Here is a 14,853-nt window from a genome sequence, read left to right on the forward strand (position 1 = left end):
GCACCACCGTCAGCCCTGCGTGGCAGGGTGTCACCATCACGTGGTCCGCACTCCACGGACCACGGACCACGGGCCACACCACTGTCCATCGATGCACCAAAGGAGACAAGCGCATGAGGTCAGGCATCCTTCCGGGGCATCGCGACGAGACGGTTCGCCCGCAGGACGACCTGTTCGGCCACGCGAACGGCACCTGGGTCCGCACGACCGAGATCCCCGGCGACCGGGGCCGCTACGGGACCTTCGACATGCTGCGCGAGCAGTCCGACGAGCGGGTGCGCACGATCATCGAGCGGGCCGCGGCGGACCACAGCGCCGCTCCCGACTCGCCCACCCGCAAGGTCGGCGACCTCTACCGCTCGTTCATGGACGAGGCCCGAGCCGAGACACTGGGGCTGACCCCGATCGAGAAGGACCTTGCCGACATCGCGGCGATCAGCGGGACCGACGACCTGTTCCGGGCCCTCGGTCGCCTGCAGCGCCAGGGTGGACCGGGCCTGTTCGACTTCGGCGTCGCCCCCGACGCCAAGAACCCGGAGGAATACGTCCTCTACCTCGGTCAGGGCGGCCTGGGCCTGCCCGACGAGTCCTACTACCGCGAGGAGCGGCACGCGGCCATCCTCACGGCATACCTGCCGCACGTGGCCCGGATGCTCGGATTCGCCGGCATCGGCGACGGCTCGACGGACGACGGCTCGCCGGCCGCCCGCGTGGTGGCCCTGGAGACGCGGCTGGCCGGCCACCACTGGGACAACGTCGCCACCCGCGACGCGGTGAAGAGCTACAACCCCTACGCCTTCGCGGCCCTCGAGGGCCTGGCCCCCAACGTCCTGTGGGGTGACTTCGTCGGCGGGCTCGAGGCACGCGAGGCGTTCGAGCACGTCGTCGTGGGTCAGCCGTCCTACCTCGAGGGCCTGTCCGTCGCGCTCGACGAAGTCGCCCTCGACGACTTCAAGTACTGGTTGGCCTTCCACGTCGTCGCCTCGGCGGCGCCGCTGCTGGGCAAGGAGCTGGTCGACGCCGAGTTCGACTTCACCGGACGGGTCATCTCGGGCCTCCCGGAGAACCGCGAGCGCTGGAAGCGCGGCGTCTCCCTCGTCGAGGGGGCGATCGGCGAGGCGGTCGGCCAGCTGTATGCCGCGGAGTTCTTCCCTCCCGAGGCCAAGAAGGGGATGCTCGAGCTCGTCGGCAACCTCGTCGAGGCGTTCAGGCAGTCCTTCGAGGGGCTCGACTGGATGGGCCCCCAGACCCGAGAGCAGGCCCTGGCCAAGCTCGCCTCGTTCACGCCCAAGGTCGGCTACCCCGACCGCTGGCGCGACTACTCCTCGCTGACGATCGACGACGACCTCGTGGGCAACGTGCGCCGAGCCAACGAGTTCGAGCTCCAGCGCCAGCTGGACAAGCTCGGGGGCCCGATCGACCGCGACGAGTGGCTGATGCTGCCGCAGACCGTCAACGCCTACTACCACCCGCTGATGAACGAGATCGTCTTCCCGGCCGGCATCCTTCAGCCGCCGTTCTTCGACATGGACGCCGACGACGCCGTCAACTACGGCGGGATCGGTGCCGTCATCGGTCACGAGATCGGGCACGGCTTCGACGACCAGGGGTCGCGGTACGACGCCACCGGGGCCCTGCGCGACTGGTGGACCGAGGAGGACCGGTCCCGCTTCGACGAGCGCACCCAGGCCCTCATCGCCCAGTTCAGCACGCTCTCCCCGCTGGCTGCCCCCGACGAGAAGGTCAACGGCGCCCTCACGGTGGGCGAGAACATCGGCGACCTCGGCGGGCTGGCCATCGGCTACTCCGCCTACCGCATCGCGACGCAGGGCCAGGACGCACCCGAGCTCGACGGCTACACCGGGCCGCAGCGGTTCTTCCTCGGGTGGGCGCAGGTCTGGTCCGGCAAGGCGCGCACCGAGGAGGCCAAGCGGCTGCTCGCGATCGACCCGCACTCCCCCACTGAGGTGCGGGCGAACGCCGTCCGCAACTGCGACGAGTTCCACGAGGCGTTCGGGGTGACCGAGGGCGACGGCATGTGGCTGGCTCCGGAGGAGCGCGTCCACATCTTCTGACCGACCCGTCGAGCGGTCATCGGTCCGCGTTCCCGGGTCAGGTTCCCGGGTCAGACCCCCGCGTCAGATCCCCGCGTCAGATCCCCGGGTCAGATCCCCGCGTTCCGCAGCATGAACTCGGTGTCCGTGTCGCGTCCACCGCGTGGGTCCGGCCCGGGGTCGACGTCGTGCGTGGTCGTCAGGTCCTCGGGGGCCACCCGTTCGGGCAGGTGGGTGAAGTCCGGCAGCTCGTGCTCCACCTGACGACGCGGCGTGTGCTTCGTTCGTCTCCCCATGGCGTGAGTATGCGGCAGAAGTGGTCAGTTTTCGAGAAGCGCTGCAGCGGCCCCTTCTCGGAGAATGGTCTCGACAGCCCACCACGACCTCGGGGAGACACCATGGCGACCACGACGAAGGCCACCGACAAGACGGCCACCGCGAAGAAGACCACCACGAAGGCCGCGCCGAAGACCGCCGGCAGCAAGAGCGGGTTCACCGCCGACGAACGCGCCGCGATGAAGGAACGCGCCAAGGAAGCCAAAGGCGCCGTCGGCGAGCAGGACCTGCTCGACAAGATCGCCGAGATGCCCCCGGAGGACCGCGAGCTGGCCGAGCGCCTGCACGAGATCATCACCAACGCCGCTCCGGACCTCGAGCCCTCGACCTGGTACGGCATGCCCGCGTACAAACGAGACGGCAAGGCGGTGGCGTTCTTCAAGCCCGCCAGCAAGTTCAAGGCGCGCTACGCCACGTTCGAGTTCAACGACAGCGCCAAGCTGGACGACGGCGACATGTGGCCCATCGGCTACGCCCTCACGCGGCTGACGCCGGCCCTCGAGAAGCAGATCGCGGCCCTCGTCAAGAAGGCGGCAGGCTGACGTCGCGGCCGGCTACCCGGCATACCCCAACGACGCGACGAGGCCCCCCACCATCCGGTGGGGGGCCTCGTCGTCTGGTGCCGGATCGTGGCTGAGCGGGTCAGCCGCCGACGCGGTAGCGGACGAAGGAGGTGACCTTCGTGCCGGCCTCCGCGAGGACCTTCTCGACGGTCTTCTTGGCGTCCTTGGCGAACGGCTGCTCGAGCAGGACGTTCTCCTTGAAGAAGCCGTTGACGCGACCCTCGACGATCTTGGGCAGGGCAGCCTCGGGCTTGCCCTCCTCCTTGGCCGTGGCCTCGGCGACGCGACGCTCCTGCTCGACGGTGACCGGGTCGACCTCGTCACGAGTCAGCACGGTCGGGCTGAACGCCGCGATGTGCATGGCCACGTCGCGAGCGATCTGCTCGTCGCCACCCTCGGCGCCGACGAGCACACCGATCTGGGCGGGCAGGTCGGGGCTGGTCTTGTGCAGGTAGGACACGACGACCGGGGCCTCGACGCGGGAGACGCGCTTGACCTCGATCTTCTCGCCGATGGTTGCGTTGGCGTTGTCGAGCAGCTCCTGGACGGTGGAACCGTCCTCGAGCGAGCTCTTGAGCAGCGCGTCCGCGTCAGCGGCGCCGGAGGCGACGCTCTGGGCGAGGACCTGGGCAGCCAGGGCGATGAACTTCTCGCTCTTGGCCACGAAGTCGGTCTCGCACAGGACCTCGACGAGAGTGCCCACGCCGTCACCGGACTGGGCAGCGACCAGTCCGTTGGACGTGGTGCGTCCCTCGCGCTTGGTGACGCCCTTGAGGCCCTTCACGCGAAGGATCTCGGTGGCCTTGTCACGGTCGCCGTCGGCCTCGTCGAGCGCCTTCTTGACGTCGAGCATGCCAGCGCCTGTGGACCCGCGCAGGGCCTTGATGTCAGCGGCGGTGTAGTTCGCCATAGATGTTTCTCAGCTCATTTCTAACAAGGTGCCCATGCCGTCAGGCAGGGCTGCGGAAGGGGTGGGCTCAGGCCTTGGCCTCGGCAGCAGCGGTCTCCTCGGCGGCCGGCGCCTCGGGGGCGGCGGTCTCCTCGGTGGCGGCCGCAGCCTCAGGGGCGGCGGTCTCCTCGGCGACGGGCGCCTCGGTGGCCTCGGCGACGGGCGCCTCGACGGGAGCAGCAGCCTCGACGGGGGCAACCTCGACAGGGGCAGCCTCGACAGGGGCAGCCTCGGTCGCGTCGGCGGCAGCGGTAGCGCCGGCCTCCGGGGCGGCAGCCTCGGCGGTCTCGGCGGCGTCGCCACCGAGCAGCTCGCGCTCCCACTCGGCCATCGGCTCGTCACCGGCGACGACACCCTCGGCCTGCTCACCGGACTTGCCGGAGCTGCGGGCGATGAGGCCCTCGGCCACGGCGTCGGCGATGACGCGGGTCAGCAGGGTGACGGAGCGAATGGCGTCGTCGTTGCCGGGGATCTTGTAGTCGACCTCGTCGGGGTCGCAGTTGGTGTCGAGGATGGCAATGACCGGCAGGCCGAGCTTGCGCGCCTCGAAGACGGCGAGGTGCTCCTTCTTGGTGTCCACGATCCACACGGCCGAGGGGACCTTGGCCATGTTGCGGATGCCGCCGAGGGTCTTCTCGAGCTTGTCCTTCTCCCGCTTGAAGATCAGGAGTTCCTTCTTGGTGTAGCCCGACCCTGCGACGTTGTCGTAGTCGAGCTCCTCGAGCTCCTTGAGGCGCGTGAGGCGCTTGGAGATCGTGTTGAAGTTGGTGAGCATGCCACCGAGCCAACGGTGGTTGACGTAGGGCATCCCGACCCGGGTCGCCTGCTCGGCGATGGGCTCCTGGGCCTGCTTCTTCGTGCCGACGAAGAGGATGGAACCGCCGTGGGCGACCGTCTCCTTGACGAACTCGAAGGCGTTGTTGATGTAGGTCAACGACTGCTGCAGGTCGATGATGTAGATGCCGTTGCGCTCGGTCATGATGAAGCGCTTCATCTTGGGGTTCCAGCGACGGGTCTGGTGCCCGAAGTGGACGCCGCTCTCGAGGAGCTGGCGCATGGTAACGACGGCCATGCCGTGTCTCCTTGTGTCGTTGTCAGTTGCGTCGGTAGGCCGCATGGGTGCGACTACCTGCCTGGCGCCTGCAACGCACCCCACCGGCATACTCACCGGACTGCTGTGGTGCGCCCCCGTTTCGTCGGCGAGCCGAGTCAGCGGGCGGAAGACGCGCGAAGTAGGTCTGCGTGTGTGAACACACGTGGACCGCCGACCATCGTACGTGCTCACGGGCGTGATCGAGAAATCGCCAGCGCCTCTGACGTGACCCTCCCGTGCCCCTCCCCGGCCCCCTCGAGCCCCCCGAGAACCCGGACGACCTCTCGCACGGACGCCGGTAGGCTCGCCCTCTTGTGACCAGCCTCCTGTCCCGACTCGGCGAACGGGTCGCACCTGCACGCATGGGCGTGCCGTTCCGCTGGAACCTGGCGTCCTCCTGGACAGGCCAGCTCGGCGACGGGATCGCGCTGGCCGCCGGTCCCCTGCTCGTCGCCTCGCTGACGCGCGACCCCGCCCTCATCGCCGCGGCGGCGATGGTCCAGAACCTGCCCACGCTGCTGCTCGGCCTGTATGCCGGCGCCGTCGCCGACCGCGTCGATCGCCGCTGGCTCGTGCTCACGGGCAACCTCGTGCGGGTGGTCGTGCTGGCGATCCTGGTCGTGACCATCGCCACGGGCACGGTCTCGATCGCCCTGCTCCTCGTGACCCTGTTCGCGGTGGGTGTGGCGGAGCTCTTCGCCGACACCGGCTGGCGGGCCGTCCTACCGATGATCGTGCCCAAGGCCGACCTCGGCGTCGGCAACGCCCGGCAGATGTCCGGGTTCCTCGTGGCCAACCAGTTCATCGGTCCGGCGGTCGGCGCGAGCCTGTTCGCCCTGGGGTCCGCCGTCCCGTTCGGGGTGCAGGGCAGCGCCCTGCTGCTGTCGGCCGTGCTGTTCGCGAAGGTGCGCCTGCCACGCGAGGACACCCGCGAGCGTCCGGAGCAACACATCGGCCACGACATCCTGGACGGGCTGCGCTGGATCGCCGGCAACGCGCCGATCCGCACCCTCACCCTCGTCATCTTCATCTTCAACATCACCTGGGGCGCCCCTTGGGGCGTCCTCGTCTACTGGGCGCAGGAGCGCCTGGGTGTCGGCGCGGTGGGGTTCGGCCTCCTCACGACGGCCTCGGCGGTGGGCGGCGTGACCTCGGTGCTGCTCTACGACCGGCTCGAACGACGCGTGCCGCTGGCCCGCCTCATGAAGATCTGTCTGGTCCTCGAGGTGCTCACCCACCTCGCCCTCGCGCTGACCACGGTGCCCTGGGTCGCCATGGGGATCATGGTGGTGTTCGGCGGGTACGCGTTCGTGTGGGGCTCCCTCTCCTCGGCCGTCCGCCAGCGAGGCACGCCGAACGAGTTCCAGGGCCGGGTCGGGAGCGTCTACTGGGTGGGGCTGATCGTCGGGCTGCTCGTGGGCCAGTTCCTCGGGGGCCTCCTCGCTCGCCACTTCGGCGCCGCGGCCCCGTTCTGGTTCGCCTTCATCGGCTCCGGCGTGACCCTGGTGCTCGTGTGGCGTCAGCTCGGACACATCGCGCACGCCGACGAGGCGCACGCCGACGAGGCGCACGCCGACGAGGACGAAGCGCGGGCCCGCCCGCCACGCGCCGAGGGATAGGTTCCGCTCCACGGTCGTCACGCGGCATACCCTCAGGCGCATGGCCCGTCCACCCGGCAAACCCGCACTGGCCCCGTTCGGCACCACGATCTTCGCTGAGATGACGGCTCTGGCCACCGAGCACGGCGCCGTCAACCTCGGCCAGGGCTTCCCCGACACCGACGGGCCCCAGGCAATGCTCGACGCGGCCAAGGCGGCCATCGACGGCGGGCGCAACCAGTACCCGCCTGGCCCCGGTGTCCCCGAGCTGCTCGATGCCGTCGCGGCCCACCAGGCGCGCTTCTACGGCCTCGGCGTCGACCCGAAGTCCGAGGTGCTCGTCACCGTCGGCGCCACCGAAGCCATCGCCGCGACCATCCTCGCCTTCTGCGAGCCGGGCGACGAGGTCGTCACCTTCGAGCCCTACTACGACTCGTATGCCGCGTCGATCGCCTTGGCGGGCGCGGTGCGTCGCACGTCGGTGCTGCGCTTCCCGGACTTCGCGGTGGACGAGGAGTCGCTGCGGGCCGCCTTCTCGTCACGCACCCGGCTGGTGCTGCTCAACACGCCCCACAACCCCACGGGCAAGGTCTTCAGCCGAGCCGAGCTCGAGCTGATCTGTTCTCTCGCAAGGGAGTTCGACGCGTGGGTGGTGACCGACGAGGTCTACGAGCACCTGGTCTTCGGCGATGCCGTGCACCTGCCTGTCGCGACCCTGCCCGAGATGTGGGAGCGGACCCTGACGATCTCGTCCGCCGGCAAGACCTTCTCCGCCACCGGGTGGAAGGTCGGCTGGGTGTCGGGGCCCGCAGCCGCGGTGGCCGCCGTGCGCGCGGTCAAGCAGTTCCTCACGTTCGTGGGGTCCGGCCCCTTCCAGCCGGCCGTCGCCCTGGCCCTCGCCCTGGACGACGAGGTGTATGCCGGGCTGGCGCGCTCGCTGGAAGCCAAACGAGACCTGCTCGTCGCAGGGCTCCGGTCGGCGGGGCTGGAGGTGTCGGTGCCCGGCGGGACCTACTTCGTCGTCGCCGACGCAGCTCCCCTGGGCGCAACAGACGCCCTCGCGTTCTGCCGGGAGCTGCCCGCACGGGCAGGCGTCGTGGGCGTGCCGGTGTCGGTGTTCCACGACGACGTCGCGGCCGCCCGGACCCTGGTGCGGTTCGCGTTCTGCAAACGGGACGAGGTGCTCCACGAGGCGGTGGAACGGCTGAGCCGGCTGTAGGTCGACAGCCGGGCGGTATCGCTGCCCGACATCCACACCGCCCACGTGAAGGACCGCGCCGTCCACAGGTCGCCGTCCCCTGCCGGGCGCCCGCAGGAGCGGACCGCGATCCTGAGCCGATGCATCCAGCAGCCGTGTCGCTCCTGCCCGTCGCTGCGTTGGTCCTCGCCGGCACCACCCTGTCGGCGGTTCCGACCGGGCGGGAGCACCCTGGCCTCCCGTCCTCCTCCGCGTCGACCAGTGCGCCATCGTGGAACCAGCTGGCCGCAGCGGTCCCGCGCGACTCGAGCCGCGCCCCGTCCCCCGCCCTGCGCGGCCGCTGGGCCTGGCCGCTGCAGCCGCAGCCCGCCCTGGTCCGGCCCTTCGTGCGACCGGCCACGACGTACGGCGCCGGGCACCGCGGCGCGGATCTCACCGGGGCGGCGCAGCAGGAGGTCCATGCCGTCGAGGCGGGCACGGTGACCCACGTGGGCAGCATCGCGGGTCGTGGCACCGTCAGCGTCCTGCACGCCTCCGGGATCCGTTCGACCTACGAGCCGGTGGAGTCGGCGGTGGTCGCGGGTTCGGCCGTGGCGCGGGGAGCTGTGCTGGGGCGGCTGGACGAGCACGGGTCGCACTGCGGCGCCGCCGTGTGCCTGCACCTGGGGGCGATCCGGGGCGACGTCTACCTCGACCCCCTGACCTTCCTGGAGGGCGGCCGGCGAGTGCGCCTGCTGCCGCTGGCCCCATAGGTGTTGCCGCTGCCGGCTCCGGATCGATTGCCCCTGACCCCAGTGCCTCTGGTCCCAGTGCCCGCGGACCGACTCCCTCCGGACCACGTGTGCCGAAGCCCGTGGTTGGCGGGTCAGGCGCCCGAGGGGTAGGGCCAGGGTCTGCACCCACCGAGGTCGAGGGTCTGCTGGACCATCACGGGGGCGCGCTTGCCCTTGCCGGGGCAGGTCCGGTGCTGGTGACCGAGGCCGTGACCGACCTCGTGGTTCACCTGGTACACGCGGTAGAGCGCCACGTCGGCGCCGTAGCTGTCGTCGCCCAGGGCCCACCGGCGGAAGTTGAGCACCGACCGCTCGCCGTTCCAGCACGACACCTGGGACAGGGTCCGCATCGGGGCACACAACCTGTCGGTCAGGCCAGGGCTGGCCAGCGTGACCCGAACGTCCACGTGGGCGCCCTTGGCCTCCTGCTGCGGGGTGACGTTGACGAAGCGGACACCGTCGACCTTCTGCCACCCCTTGGGGTCGAGCAGCACGGACTGGATCGTCGTCCCCACCTGCGCCGGGTCGACACCGAGCCCACCCTCGATCTCCACCGTGTACCTGACGGTCCGCCCGGAGGTCGCCACCGGAGCCCGCGGCACCGAGACGACCGTGAGCTTGCCGGTGCCCTCCTGCGGGACCTCGGTGGCACCCGCCGCGGTCGTCTCGGTCGCCGCCGAGCCGTCCTCGTTGTTGGTCGTCCGGGTGGCCGTCGCGGAGGGTTTCGCTGGAGTGGTGACCCGTGAGGCAGCTGCACCGACCGGAGCCGTGTCGCCCCTGGTGGTGAGTCGCACGGTCACCACGGCCACGAGAAGGAGGATGACCGTGACTGCGATGGTGCGGCGGAGCCGCACCTGCCGGCTGGGGCGGCGGCGGTGCCGAGGCGGCGTGCGGGTCATCCGCGAGTCCTCACTCACGCGCTGGCACTGCTCCTCTCGAGAGACGCGGACCCCGTGGGGTCCGAGCGACGACTGTGGCATCCATCTTCCCCCTTCCGACTGGCTCGCAGACCACGGCGCGCCCGGGTCGCGACTGCCGAGAGCTCGAATCGGTCGTCACGCACGCGGGTGCGCCTGCCGGTAGGACTGCTTGAGCCGGTCGACGGAGACATGGGTGTAGATCTGGGTGGTCGCCAGCGACGCGTGGCCGAGCAGTTCCTGGACGAGCCGCAGGTCGGCTCCCCCTTCGAGCAGGTGGGTGGCCGCGCTGTGGCGCAGCCCGTGCGGGCCGAGGTCCGGTGCGTTCGGGACGTGTTCGAGCAGGGAGTGCACCGCTGCCCTGATCTGTCGCGGGTCGGCCCGACGACCCCGACGCCCCAGAAGCAGCGCCGGGCCACTGCCGTCCACGGCGACCTGGGGTCGTCCGAGGGTGAGCCAGGCCTGAACGGCGTCGCGCGCCGGGGCCCCGAAGGGCACCGTCCGCTCCTTGCCCCCCTTGCCCATCACGCGCACCACACCGCGGTCGAGATCGAGGTCGTCGATGTCGAGGGCAGTGAGCTCGCCGACGCGGATCCCGCTGGCGTAGAGAAGCTCCAAGGCAGCCCGGTCGCGCAGGTGCATCGAGTCCTGGTCGTCGCTGGCCACCGCCGCGACGTCCATCAGAGCCGTGGCGTCAGACTGCCGCAGCACCTCGGGGAGGTGGCCACCGCGTTTCGGCGCGGCCAGCCGCAAGGAGGGATCGTGCTCGACCCGCCCGGTGCGCGTGGCCCAGCCGAGGAAGGTCCGGGCTGCGGCTGACCGCCGCGCGATCGTCGAGCGAGCCGCCCCCGACTCCGCCTGGGCCGCCAGCCAGCCTCGCAGGTCACGCAGCCCCACATCGGCGAGGTCTGTGATCCCGCACTCGGCGTCCAGGAACTCCACCAGACCCCGCAGGTCGCCGAGGTAGGCCCGAGTGGTGTGCTCCGACCGGCCTCGCTCGCTGCGCAGGTGGCGCTCGAACGCAGCCAGCGTCTGCGCCATGGACTGACTCACGCCGTCACCGTCGCAAACGCAGCGACGCGGCACAAGCCGCCACCCCGCAGCTCAGCGCGGCACTGCGGGTTTGCGCCAACCACTCCCCTCGCGGATCGCGAGACCAGCGACGTCGAGGGCGCCCAACGCGCTGCGGACCTCGTGGGCTGCGAGCCCGCACCTGCGAGCCAGGTCCTCGGTCGTGACGGCGTTGCGAGTCGGCAGAGCCGCCAGGACAGCCTGGTGGGTGAGCGACAGGTCGTCGTCGCGCTCTGAGGGCCCGTGCTTGCGCGGTGCCAGCTCCCCGATCGGACCCACCTCCTCGGCGACCTCGGCGGCATCGGTGACCAGGGTGGCCCCGTCACGGACCAGCTCGTGGCAGCCGGCCGACACCGCCGAGGAAACCGGTCCCGGTACGGCGCAGACCACCCTCAGGTGCTCACCCGCCAGCCGCGCGGTGTTGCGGGAGCCGCTGCGCAGGCCTGCCTCGACGACGACCGTGCCCTGGCTGACCGTGGCGATGAGCCGGTTGCGGCTGAGGAAGCGCCATTTGGTGGGGGCGGATCCCGGTGGCACCTCACTGACCACGAGACCTGCCGAACGGATGCGGTCCAGGAGCCCGGCATGGCCACTGGGATAGGGCCGTTCGATGCCTCCGGCCACGAACGCGATGGTCACGCCGTCCACCGCGAGGGCGCCCTCGTGCGCGGCACCGTCGATGCCGTACGCCGCACCGGACACGACTGCGAAGTCGCGTTCGGCCAGGCCGGCGGCGAGGTCCTTGGCCACATGGACGCCGTAACCGGTGGCGGCGCGCGCGCCCACGATCGAGACGCTGCGGGCCGCCACCTCCGCGAGGTCGGCGGGTCCCTGCAGCCACAGGCAGAGCGGGGGCGCGGCCAGGTCGTCGAAGCCGTGCGGCCACTCGTCGTCGCCCGGGATGATGATGCGGGCGCCCAGCCGCTGAGCGATCTGGAAGTCCCGCTCGACATCCAACCCGGGTAGCCGCTCCGCCATCCTCGCGCCGACGGTCGTGCCCGGGGCCACGGTGTGCCAGGCCTCCTCCGCCCCGGCCGCCGCGATCCGGGCCGCCACGTCGGCGTCGCCCGGTTCGACCAGCCGCGCCCAGGCCACCCGTGCCCCACGTTCTCCCCGAAACGCCCGTGGCGCCGTCACGCTGCCACCGGCCCCTGGTTGCGCAGGGCCAGGGCGGCGCCGAGGTCGTCTCGCACCGGGGTGCTGCGCCCGCCGAGGTCGGCGACGGTCCACCCGACCCGCAGCACCCTGTCGTAGCCCCTCAGGGTGAGCTGAGCGCGGTCGAGGGCCCGGTCGATGTCGACCGTGGTCGACTTCGGCAGCCGCCACCGTCCACGCCGCAGCTCGGACCCCGGGACCTCGCTGTTGACGCGCCACGAGGTCGAGTCCCATCGCTGCGCCTGCGCCTCCCTGGCCTCCCGGACCCGCGCGGCCACGACGGCGCTGCTCTCTCCGGTCAGACCTGCGAGAGAGGCGCGGGTCACCGCGGGCACGTGCACCTGCAGGTCGACCCGGTCGAGCAGCGGCCCCGAGAGTCGGCCGATGTAGCCGCGCTTGGCCATGGGGGAGCACGCGCAGCCGATGCCCTTGCCGAAGCCCAGCCCACAGGGGCACGGGTTTGCCGCCATGACCAGCAGGAACCGTGCAGGGAACCGCACCGTGGCCCGCGCCCTCGAGACCATGACGTGGCCGGACTCCAACGGCTGGCGCAGGGCTTGAAGTGCCTGGGTCTTGAACTCGGGAGCCTCGTCGAGGAACAGCACACCGTGGTGGGCCTGCGAGATCGCCCCGGGCCGCACGGCACTGCTGCCGCCACCGATGATGGCTGCCTGGGTCGCGCTGTGGTGCGGGGCGACGAACGGTGGCAGCCCCTCGACGTCGAGCTCGGCGGCCGTCACGCCCAGGAGCGAGCGGACCGCCAGCACGTCGATCGACTGCTCGCGGCTGAGCCGAGGCAGGATCGAGACGAGGCGTTCGGCGAGCATCGTCTTCCCCGAGCCGGGCGGGCCGAGCAGGAACAGGTGGTGACCCCCGGCAGCAGCCAGCTCGAGCGCTGTCCTGGCCTCGTCCTGACCGACGACGTCGGCAAGGTCCAGCGGATCCGCCCGGGCCAGGGCCGGCGCGATGGCGGAGTCCGGAACGCCGAGGCCCAACGTCTCGGACCCGCCCGAGTACGCCGCGATGAGATCGGCCAGGTGGCTGACAGCATGCACCCGGATGTCGGGCACCAGCCGCGCTTCGGCCGCGTTGGCCACGGGCACGACGACGTCGCGACACCCTGCCCGCGCCGCGGACAGGACGGCGGGGAGGACGCCGCGGACAGGACGGACCGAACCGTCGAGTCCCAGCTCACCCAGGTGCACGATGTCTCGCACCCGCTCCGGAGACACCATCGCGAGCGCTGCCACCACGGCCACGGCTATCGGCAGGTCGAACCCACTGCCGTTCTTGGGGATCGACGCCGGAGACAGGTTGACCGTGATGCGGTCCTGAGCCAAGGACCGGCCGATGCTTGCCGCCGCGGCCTTCACCCGGTTGGGCGACTGCGCGCAGGCCGTGTCCGGGAGACCACCCAACATGAACGCCGGGAGGCCCCCCGACAGGTGGGCCTCGACCTCCACCACGGCACCGGCAAGTCCCTCCAGCGTCACGGAGCGCGTCCGCCCGAAGGTCATCCGCCGACCCCCTGGAGGTGCCTGACCCGGGCCGGGCCGGCGACGGGACGCAGGATGCCGATCACGTCGATCCGGATCCGCCCGGGGTGCTCGTCGTGGGCCTGCAGCCAGGCGGACGCGAGTCGTCGCAGTCGGGCAGCCTTGCGCCGGTCGACCGCCTCGACAGGCGCACCGAACCGCTCGGTCCGGCGCGTCTTCACCTCACAGAAGACCAGGCAGTCGCCGTCCCTGCCCACTAGGTCGATCTCGCCGCGGGCGCACCGCCAGTTGCGGTCGATGACCGCCACCCCGTGCTCCCTCAGGTAGCGCTCGGCCAGTCGCTCGCCGTACTCACCCAGCGCCCGGCGCGGATCTGTCTGGTGTGCCATGCGCCAAGCCAAGCCGCCTGCCCGTCCCGCTGACAGCAGCCAAGCGCCGGGCTGTGGACCAGGACGACGCGGCAGGGTCCCCTGTGCGCGGCGACTCCCGATACGGCGCCATTGCTGTCGCCGTCGCGCCCTGGGCCACCGTGGCCGGCCAGTGGCGCGCGACTCCGACCTAGAAGCCCTGCCCCTTGGGCAGCTCGAGATCGGACTTGGCCAGCTCCTCGACGTTGACGTCCTTGAACGTCACCACCCGCACCTGCTTGGCGAACCGCGCGGGCCGGTAGATGTCCCACACCCACGCGTCGGCCATCGTCACGTCGAAGTAGACCTCGCCACCGTCGGAGCGCACCTTCACGTCGACGGAGTTGCACAGGTAGAAGCGACGTTCGGTTTCCACGACGTGGGAGAACAGGCCCACGACGTCGCGGTACTCCCGATAGAGCTGCAGCTCCATCTCGCTCTCGTACTTCTCCAGGTCCTCTGAACTCATCGCGCACTCATCTCCACCTGCGTCACGTCGGGTGCTGTCAGCGCACCCTGCCCTGCCCGATCGCCGAGACCAGTCCCATCATCTCCCGAGATGCCGGGCAGCCGCCACGACCTGCGGTGCAGGTCCGTGGCGCCGAAGGCCTCCAGCGCCGCGAGGTGTTCCGGCGCGGCATACCCCTTGTTCTCGTCCCAGCCGTAGGCCGGGTGGTCTGGGGCGGCGGCCACCATCATCGAGTCGCGCTCCACCTTGGCCAGCACCGACGCGGCGGCCACGGAGGAGCACTTGAGGTCGGCCTTGATCATGGTCGTGACCGGCGGGGCAACGGGGGCGGAGTCGGAGGCGAAGGCGAAGAGCCCCACCTCGTCGGGGGCCGTGAGCCAGTCGTGGTTGCCGTCGAGGATGACCAGGTCGGGCACGATGTCCAGGGCCGCGAGCGCGCGGCACCCCGCCAGACGGAGGGCCGCGATGATCCCGATCTCGTCGATCTCCTCGGGGGAGGCGTGGCCGACGGCATACGCCAGGGCCCACCGCCTGATCCGCGGCACCATCGCTACCCGCGCCGCGGGCGTGAGCAGCTTGGAGTCCTTCACGCCGGCGGGCGCGCTGCGACACGTCTCGTCGATGAGGACGACGCCGACGCTGACGGGCCCGGCGAGGGCGCCACGGCCCACTTCGTCCATGCCCGCGAGGAGGCGGTGTCCGTCTCGCTGGAGCTGGCGTTCGACCCGCAGGTTGGGTTTGCGGCTGCGTCCCGCCGGTTGCGCCTGAGCCACC

15 protein-coding genes are annotated in these 14,853 nt (G+C 71.0%); 5 read left to right on the forward strand and 10 right to left on the reverse strand.

The features are described from left to right. Positions 1-113 precede the first annotated feature (113 nt). Positions 114-2,075 (forward strand): M13 family metallopeptidase, encoded by a 1,962-nt coding sequence (locus tag AC1DXJ_RS09240; protein ID WP_477615451.1) that lies wholly within the window; start codon positions 114-116, stop codon positions 2,073-2,075. An 89-nt stretch (positions 2,076-2,164) separates the two neighbouring features. Here the strand turns inward: AC1DXJ_RS09240 and AC1DXJ_RS09245 are convergent, their stop codons facing one another. Next, entirely contained in the window at positions 2,165-2,350 is a 186-nt protein-coding gene (locus AC1DXJ_RS09245) for a hypothetical protein (protein ID WP_477615452.1), read from the reverse strand. 102 nt (positions 2,351-2,452) lie between these two features. Here AC1DXJ_RS09245 and AC1DXJ_RS09250 point away from each other — a divergent pair, with 102 nt between their 5' ends. Next, positions 2,453-2,932 carry an iron chaperone gene (locus tag AC1DXJ_RS09250; RefSeq protein WP_477615453.1) on the forward strand — a complete coding sequence of 160 codons (480 nt, stop codon included), beginning with the start codon at positions 2,453-2,455 and terminating at the stop codon, positions 2,930-2,932. A 100-nt stretch (positions 2,933-3,032) separates the two neighbouring features. Here AC1DXJ_RS09250 and tsf read toward each other — a convergent pair whose 3' ends face one another. Both tsf and rpsB read right to left on the reverse strand, forming a co-directional pair. Continuing rightward, on the reverse strand, positions 3,033-3,863 hold the full coding sequence (gene tsf / locus AC1DXJ_RS09255; RefSeq protein WP_477615454.1) for a translation elongation factor Ts: 831 nt from the start codon (positions 3,861-3,863) through the stop codon (positions 3,033-3,035). A gap of 67 nt (positions 3,864-3,930) precedes the next feature. Continuing rightward, positions 3,931-4,974: a 30S ribosomal protein S2 gene (gene rpsB, locus AC1DXJ_RS09260; protein ID WP_477615455.1), complete on the reverse strand. Its 1,044-nt coding sequence runs from the start codon at positions 4,972-4,974 to the stop codon at positions 3,931-3,933. Positions 4,975-5,309: 335 nt separating this feature from the next. Here rpsB and AC1DXJ_RS09265 point away from each other — a divergent pair, with 335 nt between their 5' ends. The 3 genes from AC1DXJ_RS09265 (at position 5,310) to AC1DXJ_RS09275 (ending at position 8,543) form a co-directional block, all read left to right on the forward strand. Beyond that, the gene (locus AC1DXJ_RS09265; protein ID WP_477615456.1) at positions 5,310-6,614 is read left to right on the forward strand and encodes an MFS transporter; all 1,305 of its coding nucleotides are present in this window, start codon (positions 5,310-5,312) and stop codon (positions 6,612-6,614) included. Between the two features lie 40 nt (positions 6,615-6,654). Beyond that, positions 6,655-7,812: a pyridoxal phosphate-dependent aminotransferase gene (locus AC1DXJ_RS09270; RefSeq protein ID WP_477615457.1), complete on the forward strand. Its 1,158-nt coding sequence runs from the start codon at positions 6,655-6,657 to the stop codon at positions 7,810-7,812. Positions 7,813-7,931: 119 nt separating this feature from the next. Then, a complete protein-coding gene (locus AC1DXJ_RS09275) occupies positions 7,932-8,543 on the forward strand; it encodes a peptidoglycan DD-metalloendopeptidase family protein (protein WP_477615458.1) in 612 nt (203 codons plus the stop codon). 113 nt (positions 8,544-8,656) lie between these two features. Here the strand turns inward: AC1DXJ_RS09275 and AC1DXJ_RS09280 are convergent, their stop codons facing one another. The 7 genes from AC1DXJ_RS09280 to AC1DXJ_RS09310 all read right to left on the reverse strand — a co-directional run bounded on the left by AC1DXJ_RS09280 (position 8,657) and on the right by AC1DXJ_RS09310 (position 14,852). Further along, positions 8,657-9,481 carry a DUF3152 domain-containing protein gene (locus AC1DXJ_RS09280; protein ID WP_477636863.1) on the reverse strand — a complete coding sequence of 275 codons (825 nt, stop codon included), beginning with the start codon at positions 9,479-9,481 and terminating at the stop codon, positions 8,657-8,659. A gap of 138 nt (positions 9,482-9,619) precedes the next feature. Continuing rightward, positions 9,620-10,522, reverse strand: coding sequence for a tyrosine recombinase XerC (locus AC1DXJ_RS09285; RefSeq protein ID WP_477615609.1), 903 nt, complete (start codon positions 10,520-10,522; stop codon positions 9,620-9,622). A gap of 63 nt (positions 10,523-10,585) precedes the next feature. Continuing rightward, entirely contained in the window at positions 10,586-11,647 is a 1,062-nt protein-coding gene (gene dprA, locus AC1DXJ_RS09290) for a DNA-processing protein DprA (protein ID WP_477615460.1), read from the reverse strand. Positions 11,648-11,685: 38 nt separating this feature from the next. After that, positions 11,686-13,224 carry a YifB family Mg chelatase-like AAA ATPase gene (locus AC1DXJ_RS09295; protein WP_477615461.1) on the reverse strand — a complete coding sequence of 513 codons (1,539 nt, stop codon included), beginning with the start codon at positions 13,222-13,224 and terminating at the stop codon, positions 11,686-11,688. After that, positions 13,221-13,592, reverse strand: a complete 372-nt coding sequence (locus tag AC1DXJ_RS09300) for a YraN family protein (protein WP_477615462.1) — start codon at positions 13,590-13,592, stop codon at positions 13,221-13,223. Before AC1DXJ_RS09300 ends, AC1DXJ_RS09295 begins: the two co-directional genes overlap by 4 nt. A gap of 169 nt (positions 13,593-13,761) precedes the next feature. Beyond that, on the reverse strand, positions 13,762-14,079 hold the full coding sequence (locus AC1DXJ_RS09305; protein ID WP_140741572.1) for a DUF2469 domain-containing protein: 318 nt from the start codon (positions 14,077-14,079) through the stop codon (positions 13,762-13,764). Continuing rightward, on the reverse strand, positions 14,076-14,852 hold the full coding sequence (locus AC1DXJ_RS09310) for a ribonuclease HII (RefSeq protein ID WP_477615463.1): 777 nt from the start codon (positions 14,850-14,852) through the stop codon (positions 14,076-14,078). The genes AC1DXJ_RS09305 and AC1DXJ_RS09310 overlap by 4 nt, the downstream gene beginning before the upstream one ends. Position 14,853: the final 1 nt, after the last annotated feature.

Source organism: Pedococcus sp. P2_D9, from assembly GCF_056404275.1.